11 protein-coding genes are annotated in these 17,172 nt (G+C 71.0%); 5 read left to right on the top strand and 6 right to left on the bottom strand.

Annotated elements, in window-relative coordinates:
• Positions 1–372 precede the first annotated feature (372 nt).
• From AB0P24_RS38170 to AB0P24_RS38160, 3 genes are all read left to right on the top strand, one after another.
• Positions 373–1,698, top strand: a complete 1,326-nt coding sequence (locus AB0P24_RS38170; protein ID WP_181808154.1) for a PhoH family protein — start codon at positions 373–375, stop codon at positions 1,696–1,698.
• Positions 1,699–2,124: 426 nt separating this feature from the next.
• Complete coding sequence (locus tag AB0P24_RS38165) at positions 2,125–2,814, top strand: transglycosylase SLT domain-containing protein (RefSeq protein ID WP_365802278.1); 690 nt, start codon at positions 2,125–2,127, stop codon at positions 2,812–2,814.
• A gap of 259 nt (positions 2,815–3,073) precedes the next feature.
• The gene (locus AB0P24_RS38160; RefSeq protein WP_365802276.1) at positions 3,074–4,483 is read left to right on the top strand and encodes an AI-2E family transporter; all 1,410 of its coding nucleotides are present in this window, start codon (positions 3,074–3,076) and stop codon (positions 4,481–4,483) included.
• 62 nt (positions 4,484–4,545) lie between these two features.
• On the opposite strand, the gene AB0P24_RS38155 is transcribed toward AB0P24_RS38160, so the two are convergent.
• Genes AB0P24_RS38155 through AB0P24_RS38145 form a run of 3 tightly spaced genes read right to left on the bottom strand, consistent with a single transcriptional unit; the run spans position 4,546 to position 8,137 of the window.
• The gene (locus AB0P24_RS38155; protein ID WP_365802274.1) at positions 4,546–6,930 is read right to left on the bottom strand and encodes an FtsX-like permease family protein; all 2,385 of its coding nucleotides are present in this window, start codon (positions 6,928–6,930) and stop codon (positions 4,546–4,548) included.
• Positions 6,927–7,616, bottom strand: coding sequence for an ABC transporter ATP-binding protein (locus AB0P24_RS38150; protein WP_365802272.1), 690 nt, complete (start codon positions 7,614–7,616; stop codon positions 6,927–6,929). Before AB0P24_RS38150 ends, AB0P24_RS38155 begins: the two co-directional genes overlap by 4 nt.
• On the bottom strand, positions 7,613–8,137 hold the full coding sequence (locus tag AB0P24_RS38145) for a PadR family transcriptional regulator (RefSeq protein ID WP_365802270.1): 525 nt from the start codon (positions 8,135–8,137) through the stop codon (positions 7,613–7,615). Before AB0P24_RS38145 ends, AB0P24_RS38150 begins: the two co-directional genes overlap by 4 nt.
• A 784-nt stretch (positions 8,138–8,921) precedes the next feature.
• Between AB0P24_RS38145 and AB0P24_RS38140 the strand changes: the two genes are divergently transcribed.
• Positions 8,922–11,354, top strand: coding sequence for a transglycosylase domain-containing protein (locus tag AB0P24_RS38140; protein WP_365802268.1), 2,433 nt, complete (start codon positions 8,922–8,924; stop codon positions 11,352–11,354).
• Between the two features lie 188 nt (positions 11,355–11,542).
• Here the strand turns inward: AB0P24_RS38140 and AB0P24_RS38135 are convergent, their stop codons facing one another.
• From AB0P24_RS38135 to AB0P24_RS38125, 3 genes are all read right to left on the bottom strand, one after another.
• The gene (locus tag AB0P24_RS38135; protein ID WP_365802266.1) at positions 11,543–13,648 is read right to left on the bottom strand and encodes an ATP-binding SpoIIE family protein phosphatase; all 2,106 of its coding nucleotides are present in this window, start codon (positions 13,646–13,648) and stop codon (positions 11,543–11,545) included.
• A gap of 305 nt (positions 13,649–13,953) precedes the next feature.
• Positions 13,954–14,667, bottom strand: coding sequence for a DUF402 domain-containing protein (locus tag AB0P24_RS38130; protein ID WP_365802264.1), 714 nt, complete (start codon positions 14,665–14,667; stop codon positions 13,954–13,956).
• 83 nt (positions 14,668–14,750) lie between these two features.
• Positions 14,751–16,136 carry a class II fumarate hydratase gene (locus tag AB0P24_RS38125; protein ID WP_365802350.1) on the bottom strand — a complete coding sequence of 462 codons (1,386 nt, stop codon included), beginning with the start codon at positions 16,134–16,136 and terminating at the stop codon, positions 14,751–14,753.
• A 190-nt stretch (positions 16,137–16,326) separates the two neighbouring features.
• Here AB0P24_RS38125 and AB0P24_RS38120 point away from each other — a divergent pair, with 190 nt between their 5' ends.
• A complete protein-coding gene (locus AB0P24_RS38120; protein ID WP_365802262.1) occupies positions 16,327–16,692 on the top strand; it encodes a hypothetical protein in 366 nt (121 codons plus the stop codon).
• Positions 16,693–17,172: the final 480 nt, after the last annotated feature.

The raw sequence follows: 17,172 nt of genomic DNA, 5'->3' as shown, positions 1-17,172 counted from the left end.
CCCCGCCGCCGTCGCCACGCTGGACAACCCCGTCGTCACGGTGGATGACCCCACTCCACCCATGAGGCGTAAATCACCCATATTGGGGCGCGAGTAACGCGGAGTTCACCTGCGCGCCGTTGCGGACCGTTGCATGGTGGCGCATGTTCGAGGGCATAAGCCAAGCAGGTCGATGCCCGAACCACGGGCATCGGTTCTCAGCGGGCGGCTCGGGGCCGTCCGCCCGGGAGGCCCTTTGCACCAGCCCGACCGTGCGGTCACGGCACGGAAGAAGCAGCGGGGGGCCGGTTTTCGGCCCGTGCAGAGCGGCCGTCAACCGGTCCAGCTCGCCTTCGTCGCTCCCCGACCTCATCCGAGGGGGTACGTCCTTCCGTGGTGACCAGCACAACGCGCCGCAAGTCCGACCGGCGCACCTATGTTCTCGACACCAGCGTCCTGCTGGCCGACCCGAACGCCATGGCCCGCTTCGAGGAGCACGAGGTCGTGCTGCCGATCGTCGTGGTCACGGAACTGGAGGCCAAGCGGCACCATCCCGAACTCGGTTACTTCGCCCGGCAGGCGCTGCGCCTGCTCGACGACTACCGGGTCCGGCACGGCCGCCTCGATGCCCCCATCCCGATCGGCGACCTCGGCGGCACCATCCGTGTCGAGCTCAACCACTCGGACCCCAGCGTGCTGCCCACCGGCTACCGCCTGGGGGACAACGACTCCCGCATCCTCGCGGTCGCCCGCAACCTCCAGGCCGAGGGGTACGACGTCACCGTCGTCTCGAAGGATCTGCCGCTCAGGATCAAGGCCTCGTCGGTCGGCCTCCTCGCCGAGGAGTACCGCGCCGAACTCGCCATCACGGACTCCTCCGGCTGGACGGGGATGTCCGAACTGACCCTGCCCGGCGAACAGGTGGACATCCTCTTCGAGGAGGGCCATGTGTACGTCCCGGAGGCCGCCGACCTCCCCGTGCACACCGGTCTGACCATCCAGTCGGAGCGTGGCAAGGCGCTCGGCCGGGTGACCGCGGAGGGCAACATCCGCCTGGTGCGCGGTGACCGGGAGGCGTTCGGCATCAAGGGCCGCAGTGCCGAGCAGCGCATCGCGCTCGACCTGCTGCTCGACCCGGACGTCGGGATCGTGTCGATGGGCGGCCGGGCCGGCACCGGCAAGAGCGCGCTGGCGCTGTGCGCGGGCCTGGAGGCGGTCCTGGAGCGCCGCCAGCACCAGAAGGTGATGGTCTTCCGCCCGCTGTACGCGGTCGGCGGGCAGGAACTCGGCTATCTGCCGGGCTCCGAGGCCGAGAAGATGAGCCCCTGGGCGCAGGCGGTCTTCGACACCCTCTCTGCGGTCACCAGCCGCGAGGTCATCGAGGAGGTCACCGCCCGCGGGATGCTGGAGGTGCTGCCACTCACCCACATCCGCGGCCGCTCCCTGCACGACGCGTTCGTGATCGTGGACGAGGCCCAGTCGCTGGAGCGGAACGTCCTGCTGACCGTTCTGTCCCGGATCGGCGCGAACTCGCGGGTGGTTCTGACCCACGATGTGGCACAAAGGGACAATCTGCGAGTGGGACGGTACGACGGTGTGGTCGCCGTCGTGGAGAAGCTGAAGGGGCATCCGCTCTTCGCGCATGTCACCCTCACCCGGTCCGAGAGGTCCCAGATCGCCGCCCTTGTGACCGAAATGCTGGAGGACGGGCACATCTGAACCATCTGATCGGATTGTCCAACCTGGGCTGATCGCCTACCCGTTGGCGCCGTCCGGCAAAGGCCTCGAGCCTAGCCGGGCGGCGCCTCCGTGCGTGGCGGTTTCCTGAAATCCCCGGGGAGAAACCGGATGTGAGCTTTCACACGCAACTCTGAATTGCCACCCGGCGTCGGGTTACGGCAAAGTCTCAGTCCTGTCAGGCCCCGCATACGACACACCTGTACCCCCAGCGGTACGGAACAACAGAAGCATCACTGCTAATTCCATAGCGACGTCGTATGCCGCCCGAGCACCACGCGGCGCTCCCGGTTGGGAGTTGCCCACCGGGCCCGTGTCTCCCGTGACCCAGTAGTGAGGAGACCAGTGTCAGGGGCAAGATTGCGTCCGCCAGGGTCACCGAAGCGGGCGATGCTGGAAGGAAACCGTGTGAGCCGGATCTCGGTCCGGGGATTCGCAGTGGCCTCGGCCACCGCGGTCACCGCCGTCGGAAGCGTCGTAGGCGTCGCCTCGGGCAGTGTTGCCCAGCCGAACAACGACGCTGAGGCTACGGCAGCCGACACCACGCTCCTCGCTGACCTGCCCGCGGGCCAGCAGGCCCAGGTGCAGACCGCGTCCCTGACGCAGCAGGCCGACGCCGTGGCGATCCAGGCGGACGTGTCCGCCAAGAAGGACGCCGAGCAGGCCGCCCGGGTGGCCGCGGCCAAGACCGCCGAGGCCAAGAAGGCCCAGGCGGAGAAGGCCGCGAAGGAGGCCAAGGCGCGCGCCGACGCGAAGGAGGCGGCCAGCCGTTCCTCCGCGTCCAGCTTCCCGGTCCAGAGCTCGTACACCGTGGCGCAGATCCAGGCGATGGCGCAGCAGATGGTGGCCGGCGGCCAGTTCCAGTGCTTCAGCAACATCGTGGACCACGAGTCCAGCTGGAACTACCATGCGGTCAACGCCTCCTCCGGTGCCTACGGTCTCTTCCAGGCCCTGCCCGGCTCCAAGATGTCCTCCGCGGGCGCCGACTGGCAGACCAACCCGGCCACGCAGATCAAGTGGGGCCTGAACTACATGAACTCCCGGTACGGCAGCCCCTGTGAGGCCTGGTCGTTCTGGCAGGCCAACCACTGGTACTAGGCGCTCCGCCGGGGTTCGGCCGACAGACGGCGCTGCGGTTCGTGGGTGTGTGCGGTTCGTACGCCCCTGCGGGTCCGATGCGGCTTCTCGCGCCCGCGCGGCGGAGCCGCAGGTCGGACACAGCCCCGCGCCCCTGACGGGGCGCTGTAGCCGGCCCTTCTCAACCGTTCGCAGCCCCTCCCCGTCCTAGGGGGAGGGGCTGTTGCCCTGTACGGTCGTTGCGGACGACTCCGGGGGAGTGGTGGGGAGAGAGCGAATCATGTCGCGCGTGCCTGAGTGGCTCGGCCGTATCGGTGCCGGACTGACCGAGATGGGTGAGCGGTTGGACGAGCGCCGGGCCGAGGTGGAACGGGAGAACGCCGAGCCGGAGCCACCCGCTCCGGCCGTGTCGGTTCCGGCGCCCGCCCCGCCGCCGGCCCCGCGGGCCCCCGCGCCCGTCCGCAAGCCGGTGCCGCGTCCCGACCCGGTGACCGCCATCCCCTGGGGCGTGCGGGTCGCGGCCGAGGCGGGCTGGCGGCTGCTGGTGCTGGCCGGCACGGTCTGGGTCCTGATGCGGATCATCAGCGCCGTACAACTCGTCGTGTTCGCCTTCGTCATCGCGCTGCTGATCACCGCACTGCTCCAGCCGACGGTCGCCCGGCTGTGCCGCCACGGCATGCCCCGCGGCCCGGCCACGGCGCTCACCGCCATCTCCGGCTTCGTGGTGATCGGCCTGATGGGCTGGTTCGTGACCTGGCAGGTCATGGAGAACGTCGACACGCTCTCCTCCCAGGTCCAGAACGGCATCGACGATCTGCGCAACTGGCTGTTGAAGAGCCCTTTCCACGTCACCGACAAACAGATCAACCAGATCGCCAAGAACCTCCGCGAGGCGATCGGCGCCAACACCGACCAGATCACGTCGTTCGGCCTGGAAGGCGTCCAGGTGATCGTGGAGGCCCTGACCGGCATCCTGCTGGTCTTCTTCTCGACGCTCTTCCTGCTGTACGACGGCGCCCGCATCTGGCAGTGGTTCCTGAAGCTCGTGCCCTCCGCCGCCCGTGAGGGAGTGGCCGGGGCCGGCCCGCGGGCCTGGCGCACCCTCACGGCCTACGTCCGGGGCACGGTCCTGGTCGCCCTCATCGACGCCACCTTCATCGGCATCGGCATCTACTTCCTGAATGTCCCGATGGCCGTGCCGCTGGCCGTCTTCATCTTCCTGTTCTCGTTCATCCCGCTCGTCGGCGCCGTCGCCTCGGGCGCGCTCGCGGTGATCGTGGCGCTGGTCACCCAGGGCGTCTTCGCCGCGGTCATGACCCTGGCCGTCGTCCTCGCGGTCCAGCAGATCGAGGGCCACATCCTCCAGCCGTTCATCCTCGGCCGCGCGGTCCGGGTCCACCCCCTCGGGGTGGTCCTCACGGTCGCGGCCGGCGGAATGATCGCGGGCATCGGCGGCGCGGTGGTGGCCGTCCCGCTGGTGGCGGTGACGAACACAGTGGTCAGCTATCTCCGCCAGTACTCGCACGAACGGTACGAGGGCACCGAACCCGACGACGCCGATCAGCCACCCGGCCCAGCCCGCCTGGGGGCACCTCCTCCGGGCGAGTTCGAGGACGAGGCCGTTCCGGCCGCAGGCGGGTCCGGGGGCGCGGTCCCCGAAGACGCGGAAGGCCCCGCCCACCAGGGGTGAGCGGGGCCCACAGGGCGACGCCGCCTACTCGAACGCCCTCCGCCCGGCGGCCGCGTCGGCGGCTATTCGGTGCGCAGGCCGTCCGGGCGCATCAGACGCAGCAGGGGCGGCAGGCTGAGCAGGGTCACCGCCAGGACGACCGCCGCGCCGAAGCCGGTCATCGCCAGCACGCCCGGCCAGTCCACGCGCACGGTGGAGCCGACCATCTTCAGCAGCACCGTGCCCAGCGTCAGCCCCACCGCCCCGGCCAGCAGCAGGCCCAGCCCGATCGGGATCGCCGTCTGCCACAGCACCGACAGGCTCAGCGTGCGGCGCCGGGTGCCGAAGGCGACCAGGACCGACAGCAGCTTCTTGCGCTCGCGCAACTGCTCCAGCTGGCCGATCAGCAGACTCGCGCCGATCAGCGCCAGTACGGCGGCCGCGCCGACGAACAGCCCGGTGCGGATGGACTCGAACTGGCCGTTCCGCTCGACCGAGGTCAGCGTCTCCGCGTGCATCAGCGGGTCGATCCGGACCGCCGTGTTGATCACGTACTCGCGGACGTCGCGGATCCCGGAGTCGATGGACAGATAGACCACGCCCTGCACCGCCGTACTGGCGCCGTCAGGCAGCGCGCCCGGGGTGAGCAGGAAACCGCCGCGCTTGTAGCCGGTGGGATCCATTCGGGTCTGTGCCTGCTTCAGCCCCGCCGGTACCGTCCAGCGGCTCGCGGGCCCGTTGTCGTCTCCGCTGTAGGCGGGGTCGAGGTAGAGCGTCCGGCCGTGCTTCTTTCCGGCCGTGAGCAGCTTCGCCGTCTCGGAGTCGGAATCGGACCCCTTCACCACGAAGGCGTCGCCGTCGTGGCAGGACGGCAGGGCCGCGATCTCCCGCAGCGAGGCGCAGTCACCCACGCTCACCTCGGCGGTCCGTTGCGGGTCGTTGGCCCGGTCGCCGGCCTGGCCGTCGGCGATCGAGACCACCTTGCGCACGCCCTCGGTGGCCGTCATGGCCCGGGCCACCTCGGGCACCGGGACGCCGCCCGGCACCTGGACCGACATCTGCGCGCGGTTGAGGTCGTTGGCGGTCGGCTTGGTGTAGTCGGCCTCGACACCGGCGAAGACCATCTGGAGCGCGATCGCCCCGGCCACCGCCACCGCGATGCCGTTGACCATGCGGGCCGCCGTACCGCTGCTCAACTGGAGTCGCCTGACCGCCAGTTGCCAGGCCACCGCGCCGCTCCCGAGCCGGCTGACGACCGTCTCCACGACCCACGGGAGCAGTGCCGTGACGCCGACCAGGAGGAGCAGGACGCCGCCGGTCACCAGGTACTGGTTGAAGCCGCCGCCGCTGCGGCCCTGCCCGACCATCGGGTAGAGCGCCGCCAGACCGGCCACCGGGAGCAGCAGCCGCCACCACAGCCGGCGGCGGGCGGGCTTCGCCGTACGCACCACGCCGAGCGGCTCGATGACCACCCCGCGCAGCGTGAACATGGTCACCAGCACGGCCGCCGCCGGGACGAGGACCGCCACCAGCAGGGCCAGCACGGGGGAGGGGTTGAGATAGCTCGGGAACACGCTGAGGCCGAACACCTCGACGTTGCCCACGAGCTGACGGCCGATCAGGAAGAAGCCGAAGCCGAGGACAAGGCCGAGCAGCGCGCCCGCCATCGCCTCGCCGGCCGCGATCCGCCGTACCATCCGGCCGTCGGAGCCGACCAGCCGCAGCGCGGCCAGCCGCCGGTCGCGGCGCTCGCCGCCGAAGCGGACGGCGGCCGCGACGAACACCGCGACCGGCATCAGAAGGATCACGAACACCACGAGGACGAGCAGCGTGAGGACCGGGTCGCTCTCCGCGTCCGGCGACCGGGGGCTGCCGAAGTGGTCGATCCGGGCCACGTTCGGCGGGTCGATGTGGCCGGCGAGGTCGTCGGAGCCCGCGTAGTAGGCGAGTTCCTGGGAGCCGGTCAGCCCGCTCTCCGCGATGGTGGCGGTGATCCGGTACGGCAGCCGGGCCCGCAGGAGCGCTCCGTCGGGGGAGCCGAGCAGCCGCTTCAGCGCGGGCGAGACGGCCATCTCGCCGGGTGCCGGGTACCTGGTGAGTCCGGGCGGCACCGGCGCCTTCGCGCCCTCCCGCTGGATCATCCGGCCGCGTATGTCGTTGCCGCGGTAGGGGGTGTCGATGTCCGCGATGACGAACGTCTTCTCGCCGGCCTTCTTGGGGTGGCCGAAGACGTACGTGTAGTCCGCCCGCGCCACATCGCGCTGGTGGCGCACGGCCAGCGCGTTCGGGATGGCCGTGGTGAGCAGCAGCAGCGCCACCCCGAGACCCACGCCGACCGCGGTCATCGCGGCCCGGAACCAGCCCTCGCGGCCGCCCGCGAAGGCGAACCGGACCCCCATGGCCAGATCCCTCGACCTGCCCCACGCCCGGCTTCGCTCGCGCGGGTGCTGCCCCCTGCCGGCGTTCATACCGTCCGCTCCATGTCCCGGGACTTGCCGTCCCGTACGACGATCTCGCGGTCGGAGTAGGCGGCCACCCGGGCCTCGTGCGTGACGAGGACGACGGCCGCGCTGGTGGAGCGGGCGGCGTCCGTCAGCAGCTCCATCACCCGCTCGCCGTTGAGCGAGTCCAGCGCGCCGGTCGGCTCGTCCGCGAACAGCACCCGCGGCCCGGTCACCAGCGAGCGTGCCACCGCGACCCGCTGGCCCTGACCGCCGGAGACCTCACCGGGCCGCTTCCTGGCGAGGTCGTCGACCTCCAGGCGCCGCATCCAGTCCAGCGCGGCCTGCTCGGCCTCCTTGCGGGAGGTGCCGTTCAGCCGCAGCGGCAGCGCGACGTTCTCCACGCAGGTCAGCTCGGGCACCAGCTGCCCGAACTGGAAGACGAACCCGAACTCGCTGCGCCGCAGCGCGCTGCGCTCGGCGTCGTTCATGGTCGCCAGCTCCCGGCCGGCGTACATGATCGAACCGGCGTCGGGCGGCACGATCCCGGCGAGGCAGTGCAGCAGCGTCGACTTGCCGGACCCGGAGGGGCCCATCACGGCGACGACCTCGCCCGGGTGGATGGAGAAATCGGCTCCGTCGAGGGCGACGGTCGGGCCGTACGCCTTGCGCAGGCCCTCGGCCGTGAGCAGCGAACCAGCGGGGGCGGTCACTTGGCCACCACCGCCCGGAGCTTGTCGAGGCGCGCCGCGGTCAGCTCCAGCCAGCGCAGGTCCGCCTCCAGATGGAACAGGGCGTGGTCGCAGATGAGCTGGTCCGCGAGGTCGCCGTGACGCTTGCGGTCGGTGAGGATGCGCATGCTGCGCAGATGCTCCGAGCGCTGGCTGTCGAGGATGTCGCCGGCGTCGCGGTGCGTCAGCAGCGCGAGCACGACCTTCGTGTACAGAGTCGACTGGAGGTACTCCGCCGGCTTCTCGGGGGTCGCCAGCCACTGCTCGACGTCGGTGATCCCGGCGTCGGTGATGGCGTACCGCTTCCGCTCGGGGCCGCCGCCGGCCTCGATGCCGTCGACTTCCACGAGCCCGTTCTTCAGCAGCCGGGACATCGTCGAGTAGACCTGGCCGTAGTGCAGCGGCCGGTCGTGACCGAACTTCTCGTCGAAGGCCCGCTTCAGGTCGTAACCGTGGCGCGGACCGGACTCCAGGAGACCCAGGAGGGTGTGACCGATGGACATGCCGAGCACTCTACACACGGTGTATACGCCGTATGTATACATGCTGTGTGCAGATCATGGCCCCCTGTGCACCCGCTGTGCGGAGGCGCAGGTGGGGGCCGATTGTCACGGTTCTGCGACAGCGCGCTGTCACGGCGGCGGCTGGTGGCGCGGGACCGGCCCTGGGCCATGACGGCCTGTTCGCCGGCCAGGAGGCGGGCCGGCCGCACCGGCACCCGCAGCGGCCGCTTCGCCCCGGCGCGCCCGGCCGGGTACGGCAGCCACTCGGCGGCCGGTGCGGGTTCGTCGTCGACGATGCGGAACACGCCCCGCGCCCGTCGCTCCACCGCGAGGACGGCCGCGCTCGCCGCGTCGCCGAGGACCGCGTCCTCCGGGTGGCGCAGCGCCGGCATCCCGCCGTGCGCGGGCGCGCTGATGGACGATCACGTCCGGGCGGGCCTCGGCGGCCGCCGCGCCGACGGACGACGCGTCCAGACCGCCCGGTCGCGGTGGCCGTCACCCGATGTGCTCCGGCCGTGGCGGCACCTGACTGCGCCGATTGTCCATATGTTGACCGGGTTTGTTATATCAAAGTGATATCACTTACGGCCTTGGGCAACCCTCCGTCTCCGCCGCTCGTCGGTTCCGTTGGGCGGGGTGCTGATTGTCACGTCCGAAAAAGGGCAGATCGTGCGCGCTTTGTCATAGAGAGCGGTGTTAGCTTTCTGGACTGACCTGAGCCACGTACCTGTGTGACACCCGTACACACGTGTGACAGCCGAGACGAAGCGGAGCAGACGGACTCATGGGACGAGCGGACGAGAGAAGAGCGCGACAGCGTGGCGGCCGCCGCGCCGCGCCCCAGTACCGCGCGTCCCAGCCGTCCGAGACCGAGACGCCGGCCACGGCGCAGGGCGGCACCACCACGACAGCCGGGTCGCCGGCCGGCCCGGCCGCCGGGGTCGCCGAGGGCGCCACCCGCGCGGAGCGCCGCCGGGCCGCCGCCAGGAAGCCGGGCAAGCCCGGGTCGCCGGGGAAGCCCGCCAAGGGCCGGATACGCAGGCTGTTCACCTGGAAGAAGATGCTCGGCGCCTTCTTCACCGTCTGTCTGCTGGGCATCGGCTCCTTCATCGCGCTGTACATGATGGTGAGCATCCCCGAGGGCAACGCGCTCGCGCAGACGCAGAGCAACGTCTACAAGTACAGCGACGGCTCGCTGCTGGCCCGCAAGGGCACCGTCAACCGCGAGATCGTCGACCTCTCCAAAGTCCCGAAGGACGTCCAGCACACCTTCGTCGCCGCGGAGAACAAGACCTTCTACACCGACAACGGCATCGACCTCAGGGGCATGGCCCGCGGCCTCTACAACACGGCGCGCGGCCGCGGCACCCAGGGCGGATCGACGATCACCCAGCAGTACGTCAAGAACTACTACCTCGACCAGGACCAGACCGTCACCCGCAAGCTGAAGGAACTGGTCATCTCGCTGAAGGTGGACCGCGAGAAGTCCAAGGACGACATCCTCGCGGGCTACATCAACACCAGCTACTACGGCCGCGGCGCCTACGGCATCCAGGCCGCCGCCCAGGCCTACTACCGTGTCGACGCCGAGAAACTCTCGGTCCAGCAGGGCGCCTACCTGGCCGCGCTGCTCCAGGCGCCCAGCCAGTACGACTGGGCGGTGGCGGGGCCCATCGGCAAGAAGCTGGTGAAGGAACGCTGGAACTACGTCCTGAACAACATGGTCAAGCAGGGCTGGCTGGACAAGTCCAAGCGTGACGCCATGACGTTCCCGGTACCCAAGGCACCGAAGGCCGCGTCCGGTCTGGAGGGCCAGAAGGGCTACCTGGTCGAACTGGCCAACACCCAGCTGGAGAACCAGCTGATGAAGCAGCAGAACATCACCCGGTCCGAAGCGGAGGCCCTCGTCGTCGACCAGGGCTGGACGATCACCCTGAACATCGACCCGAAGAGGCAGGCGAAGCTGGAGGCGGCCGTCAAGAGCCAGCTCACCAGCAAGCTCGACGGCAAGAAGCGCAAGGTCGACAAGAACGTCCAGGCCGGCGCCGTCTCCGTCGACCCCAAGACCGGCAAGATCCTCGCCATGTACGGCGGCGTGGACTATTACAAGCACTACACCGACAACGCCACCCGCGCCGACTACCAGCCGGCGTCCACCTTCAAGCCGATCATCCTCGCCGCCGCGCTGGACCAGGACGCCAAGACGCAGGACGGCAAGGACATCAACGCCAACACCGTCTACGACGGCACCAGCGGCCGTGCGGTCAAGGGCAGCGACATCGCCTTCTCGCCGCCGAACGAGGACGACGCGAACTACGGCAACATCACCGTGCAGACGGCGATGAACAAGTCCGTCAACTCGGTGTTCGCGCAGATGGGTGTGGACGTCGGCATGAAGAACGTGCTGAAGACCGCCGACGACCTCGGCCTGGACACCGAGGGCCTCCAGGCGGTGCCCGCGATGACCCTGGGCAGCATGGGCGCGAGCCCGCTGGAGATGGCCTCGGTGTACGCCACCTTCGACAACCACGGTCAGAAGGTCACCCCGACGATCCTCGCGTCGGCGGAGAAGACCGGCCGGAAGGTGGACCTGCCGGACCCGATCGGCGAGCAGGTGATCAACCGTGAGGCGGCCGACCAGGTGACGTCGGTGCTGACCGGTGTGGTCGACGACGGTACGGCCAAGGTGTCGGTGGCCCAGAACCCGCTGCGCAAGGGCCAGCAGGTGGCCGGCAAGACCGGTACGTCCGACAACAACAAGTCGGCCTGGTTCACCGGCTACACGCCCGACCTGGTGACCTCGGTCGGCCTGTTCGGCGAGGACGCCAAGACCCACAACCAGGTGTCCCTGACCGGTGCCACCGGCCTGATCCCCGGCACCGGCCGTATCAACGGTGGCGGTTACCCGGCGCAGATCTGGGCGGCGTACACCTTCGGCGTCACGAAGAAGGCCAAGTTCGACCTGAACACCGAGCTGGGCGCGGCCGTCCAGCCGACGCAGTCGCCGACCCCCAGCTCGACCCCGTCCGAGACCCCCTCGCAGACCCCGAGCTCGACCCCGACGAAGTCCCCGACCCCGTCCCAGACCCCGTCCCAGACCCCGAGCTCGACCCCCACGAAGTCCCCCGCCCCGACCACCAGCGCCCCGTCGACCCCGGTGGAGACCCCGACAGGCGGCCCCACGAACAACCCGCTGGACCCGGGGGCCGGGGGATAGTCGGTAGCGAACGCCCCGCACCGGTGCTTCGTACGGTGCGGGCGCGTCGTGGCCGCTCGCGCAGCTCCCCGCGCCCCTTACGGCGCCCCGTAGGGGCGCGGGGCTGTATCTGATATGCGGCTCCGCCGCGTGGGCGCGACCAGCCCCCACCGGCCCGCAGCTCCCCGACCACCTCAAGCCCTACGGCGCTACCTGTTCAGCTCGAACCAGACGACCTTCCCGGTGCTGAGCCGGGTCGCTCCCCACCGTCGGGCCAGCCGGTTCACCAGGTACAGCCCCCGGCCGCCCTCGTCCGTCGCCCGGGCCTGCCGCAGGCGCGGCAGCTGGGGCACGTCGTCCCCCACCTCGCACCGCAGCACGTCGGTGCGCAGCAGCCGCAGCGTCACCGGCCGCGACGCGTACCGCACCGCGTTCGTGACGACCTCGCTGACCAGCAGCTCTACGGAGTCGGTGAGCTCCTCGAGCCCCCAGCGGGCCAGCGCCCTGCGCGCCAGCCGCCGGGCCCGGCCCGGCGCCGTGTCCTCCGGCTCCAGGAACCAGAACGCCACATCGCTCGGCGCGATCCCGTCGAACCGGGCCGCGAGCAGCGCGATGTCGTCGTCCCGGTCGCCCGGCCCGAGCATGTCGAGCACCTCGTCGCACAGCGCCTCCAGCGGCGGCGGGTGGTCCGGCCCCGTCAACTGCGCGGTCGCGGCGAGCTTCTCGCGCAGCTGCTCTATACCGGTCCACACGTCCCGCAGCCGGGACTCCACCAGGCCGTCGGTGTACAGCAGCAGCGTCGCCCCGGCCGGCGCGTCCAGCTCCACCGCCTCGAAGTCGACACCGCCGACGCCGATCGGCGCCCCGGCCGGCACCCGCAGCACCTCGGCGTGGCCGCCCAGGTGCAGCAGCACCGGCGGCGGATGGCCGGCGTTGGCGATGGTGATGCGGTGCGCCACCGGGTCGTAGACGGCGTACAGGCAGGTCGCCATGCGGTCGGTGCCCAGCCGCTGGGCCTGCTCGTCGAGGTGGTGCAGGACTTCCTGGGGCGGCAGGTCGAGGCCCGCCAGTGTCTGGGCGGTGGTGCGCAGCTGGCCCATGATGGCGGCCGACGTCATGGAGTGGCCCATGACGTCGCCGACGACCAGCGCCACCCGGCTGCCCGGCAGCGGGATGGCGTCGTACCAGTCGCCGCCGACGCGTGCGGTCTCGGCGGCCGGCAGGTAGCGGGACGCCAGCCGCACGCCCGTGGCGCTCGGCAGGTTCTCCGGCAGCATGGTCCGCTGCAACTCGTCGGCGATGTAGGCCTCCCGGCCGTACAGCACCGCCTTGTCGATGCCGAGCGCGCTGTGCGTGGCCAGCTGGGCGGCGACCAGCAGGTCGTCGGCCTCGAACGCCAGCCGCTCCGGGCGGCGCAGGAACAGCGCCGCGCCGATCACCCGGCGCCGGCCGCGCAGCGGGGCGAGGATCGCGTGCTGGGCGCCTGGGACGAGCGATTCGGCGCCCTCCCCGAGGAGTTCGGGGAGGGCGGCGCGGGCCGCGGGGGCGTCGGCGAAGACCGGTCGTACGCCCCGCAGCACCTCGTTGAGCGCGCCGCCCGGCCGTACCTCGCACAGCTCCGCGGTGAGCGCGGCCAGGCCGACGTCCGTCGGATCCGGCTCCGGGACCGGCACCGGCAGGAAGCCGCCCTCGGTGTCCCGCTCCTCCGGGATCCGGTCGGTGCGGCGCAGCCGCAGCACCACCGGGCCGACGGGCCGCTCGTCGCCGACCGGCAGCGGGTCGCGCAGGTAGACCAGGATCGCGTCGGAGAAGGTCGGCACGGTCGCCCGGCACAGCCCCATCACGATCTCGTCCAGGTCGATGCCCCGGGCGATCCTCCGGGTCGCGGCGCCCACGAAGCGCAGCCGGTCGCCGTCGCGCCGCATCGGCATCGGCCGACCCGGCGGCAGACCGCGTCCGGTGCGGCGCTCCTGGGTGCCCACCGTCCGTTCCGGCTCGGCGCCGGGCTGCGGCGGGATGCCCTCCGGGGTGGGGCGCGGCCGGTGCGGATCGGGCTCAGCGCTGGTGGGCTGGGCGTGCTCGGGGCCGTTGACGGAGTGCTCCTTGGACGTGCTGGTACCGGGACCGGAGGGCGTCTCGCCCGCGCGGGCCTGTGCGGGTAAGGCGGTGCCGCCGCGCGGACAGGGCTGCGGTTGCGGCTGGGTCTGTACCTGCGGCTGTGACTGGGGTTGCGGGGAACGCATGAGTGCCCCGCGGGCCTCCGCGGGGTCGGCGCCCGGCTGTGGGCGCTCGTAGGAGGTGGGGTGCTCCGTCACGCGTGTCGAATCCGTCCGTCCGGGGCTGCGCGCCGGGCGCGCAGGTGGTCCCGCCGAAGTCCCGATACCCGGATTACGTGTCCCAGGAACGGAATTTCGGCGTGGCTGGAGGCTGTTCCCGTGCCACCGGCGAACGATCTGCGGCCCGCGCACCGCTCGCCGGTGTTGCCCTCGTACCCCTCGCTCACGTCCTGCCGCCCCTTCGGTGACGTTCGGTCAAGCCCGGCGCATGCTCCGGGAGTTGTGCGCACGCTTCCTTGCGGAGGACGATCCTACGGTTGTGGACCGGGGGCGTATCAAGGGTCTCACGAGGAGACGTGCGCGGGCGTACGGTCCCAGTCCTCCGGCAGCGACGGTACTCCCCAGGACGGGTCCGGGCGCCAGTGCTGCCAGCCGTCCGAGAAAGGCGCCTCCCAGGCCTCGACGGCGGCCACCGCGGCCAGGCCCGCCGTCCGCACCGCCGCGGCCGTCCCCGTGTCCATCAGCCCGTCCCGCTGGGCCTGCGCGAACTCGTCCTCGTCGAGCCAGTACCAACGACGGTCCGGGTGCACGGAGATGTCCAGGAAGTGGTCCTCCGAGTCCACTCCGCCGCCCCAGCGGACCAGCGGGTGCTCAAGGTTGACGTACCAGTTCTTGAACCGCCAGCCCGGCTCCCAGAACAGCCACACCGACCAGGGCTGACCGGGCCGGGCCAGCTTCAGCACGCCCGTGCCGCGCCAGTGGCCGCGGGTGACGGACCGGGGCTTGGTGTAGCGGGACTCCAGCGGCTCCTCGCCGACCGACGAGCCGTCGGCGAGCACGGGCCTGACGCACTCGGTGCCGGGGGCCAGCCAGACGGCCAGCAGCTCCTCGTCGTCCCGGACGACGGTGACGGGGCGCGCGATGTGGAAGCCGTCCCCGGCGTTCTCCCGGTAGCGCCACAGGATCTGGCTCCCCGGTGTCCAGAAACCGGCCCCGTCACCGGTCGTACCGCCCGTCTCCCCGCGCATCACGCGTCTCATCGCTCCACCGTCTGCCATGCACAGATATTAGGTGCCACAGGCATACGACGCTGCGGCGGACGTCACGGTTCTGGCCGGCGGCGCGAAACGTTCGCGGGCGGTCACGGCCGCGTCATCCGCAGGACATCCAGCGCCTCGTCGAGCTGCCCGACGGTCAGATCGCCCCGCTCGACGTACCCGCCCTCCAGGACCACCTGACGGATCGTCTTCCGCTCGGCCAGCGCCTTCTTGGCGACCTTGGCGGCCTCCTCGTACCCGATGTACTTGTTGAGCGGCGTGACCACGGACGGCGACGACTCGGCGTACTCCCGCGCCCGCTCCCGGTGCGCGGTGATCCCGTCCACGGTCCGGTCGGCGAGCAGCCGCGAGACGTTGGCGAGCAGCCGGACGGACTCCAGCACGTTCTTCCCGATGACCGGCAGCATCACGTTGAGCTCGAAGTTCCCGGCCGCGCCTGCCACCGCGATGGTCTGGTCGTTCCCGATCACCTGTGCGGCCACCATCAGCACGGCCTCGGGGATGACCGGGTTGACCTTCCCGGGCATGATCGAGGACCCCGGCTGGAGATCCGGCAGCGCGATCTCGGCGAGCCCGGTCCGCGGTCCCGAGGACATCCACCGCAGATCGTTGGCGATCTTCGTCAGCCCGACCGCGATGGTCCGCAGCTGCCCGCTGGTCTCCACGATCCCGTCCCGGGCGCCCTGCGCCTCGAAGTGGTCGCGTGCCTCCGTGAACGGCAGCCCGGTGACCCGGGAGACCTCCTCGATCACGGCGGCGGAGAACCCGGGCGGGGTGTTGATCCCGGTCCCGACGGCCGTCCCGCCGAGCGGCAGCTCCGCGAGCCGGGGCAGCGAGGCCCGCAGCCGCTCGACGCCGTACCGCACCTGCGCCGCGTACCCGCCGAACTCCTGCCCGAGCGTCACCGGCGTGGCGTCCATCAGATGCGTCCGCCCCGACTTCACGACGTCGGCGAACTCCTCGGACTTGCGGGTGAGGGCCGCGGCGAGGTGTTCGAGGGCGGGGATCAGGTCGCGGGTGACAGCGGCGGTGGCGGCGATGTGGATGGAGGAGGGAAAGACGTCGTTGGACGACTGCGAGGCGTTCACGTGGTCGTTGGGGTGGACGTCCCGCCCGAGCCGCTCGGTCGCCAGCGTCGCGACGACCTCGTTGGTGTTCATGTTCGACGAGGTGCCGGACCCGGTCTGGAACACGTCGACGGGGAAGTGCTCGTCCCAGTCGCCCCGGGCCACCTCCTCGGCCGCCTCCTGGATCGCCTGGGCGATGTCCTTGTCGACCACCCCCAGCTCGGCGTTCACCTTGGCGGCCGCGCCCTTGATCCGGGCCAGCGCCTCGATGTGCGCGCGCTCGATCCGCTGCCCGGAGACGGGGAAGTTCTCGACGGCCCGCTGCGTCTGGGCCCGCCACTTGGCGTGGGCGGGGACCCGGACCTCGCCCATGGAGTCGTGTTCGATGCGGTAGTCGCTCATGTCGTTGTCAGCGATCGGGGAGCGGTGGTTGTTCCGCACGCCTGCTGCATTGGCACCACCGACGTCACCGGGACGGGGGACCGCACCCCCGGCCACCGAGCCGGACATCACGGATAAATGTGACTATCAGTCGAACCCAAGGTGACAAGGCGACTCCCGCCGTCACCACGGCCGGCAGGAGGGCCAATCGATGAACTTCACTCCAAAGGGCGTACTCGGCGCCGTCGCGGCGGTCTCCATAGGTGCGACGACCCTGCTGGGCGCGGCAACCGGCACCGCCGTCGCGGCCGGCCGCGCCCACTGCGACCGCGCCGAACGGCCCGTCTTCAGCGGCGACCCCAGCCGCAACATGACCGCCCACGGGTGCAGCGTGCCGTCCGGCGAACGCCGCTGGTACCGCGTCGAGATCGACGACCTCATCCAGCCCCTGCACAGGACGGAGTACCTGAACGGCCCGGTGGAACGGACCGAGAAACTGCACAACAGAACCATCAGGTGCATGGGCTACATCGCCCACGGAGACACCCTGAACTGGTTCGGCTGCATCCCCCACTGACGACCCGGCACCACATCACACCCCGCCCGGCGCCCGGCATCTCCATCGGCCCGTCGGGTGTGGGAGGTGGAGGCCGGTCAGCACTCTTCCATCGGCCCGTCGGGTGTCTTGGGGCGAGGGCCGGTCTGCACCCCCCGCTCGCCCGTCCGGCCTTCTAGGACGAGGGCCGGTCCGTACCTCTCCCCTCAGCCCGTCCGGTGCTGAAGGACGAGGGCCGGTCCGTACCTCTCCCCTCGGCCCGTCCGGTGCTGAAGGACGAGGGCCGGTCCGTACCTCTCCCCTCAGCCCGTCCGGTGCTGAAGGACGAAGGTCGGCCCGCACCTCTCCCCTCGGCCCGTCCGGCGCTGAAGGACGAGGGCCGGTCCGCACCCCCGCCCACCAGGGTGCGGGTCGTCTCGACCTTCCCGAAGAGGAAGGACGTGAAGGCTTCGGTGAGGACGGACAGCGGGTCCCTCATCAGCGCATCAGCCTCTACCTTCG

The sequence above is a fragment of the Streptomyces sp. NPDC086519 genome (assembly GCF_040686075.1).
Lineage (GTDB): Bacteria > Actinomycetota > Actinomycetes > Streptomycetales > Streptomycetaceae > Streptomyces > Streptomyces shenzhenensis.
This window is presented reverse-complemented; position numbering and strand designations above follow the sequence as displayed.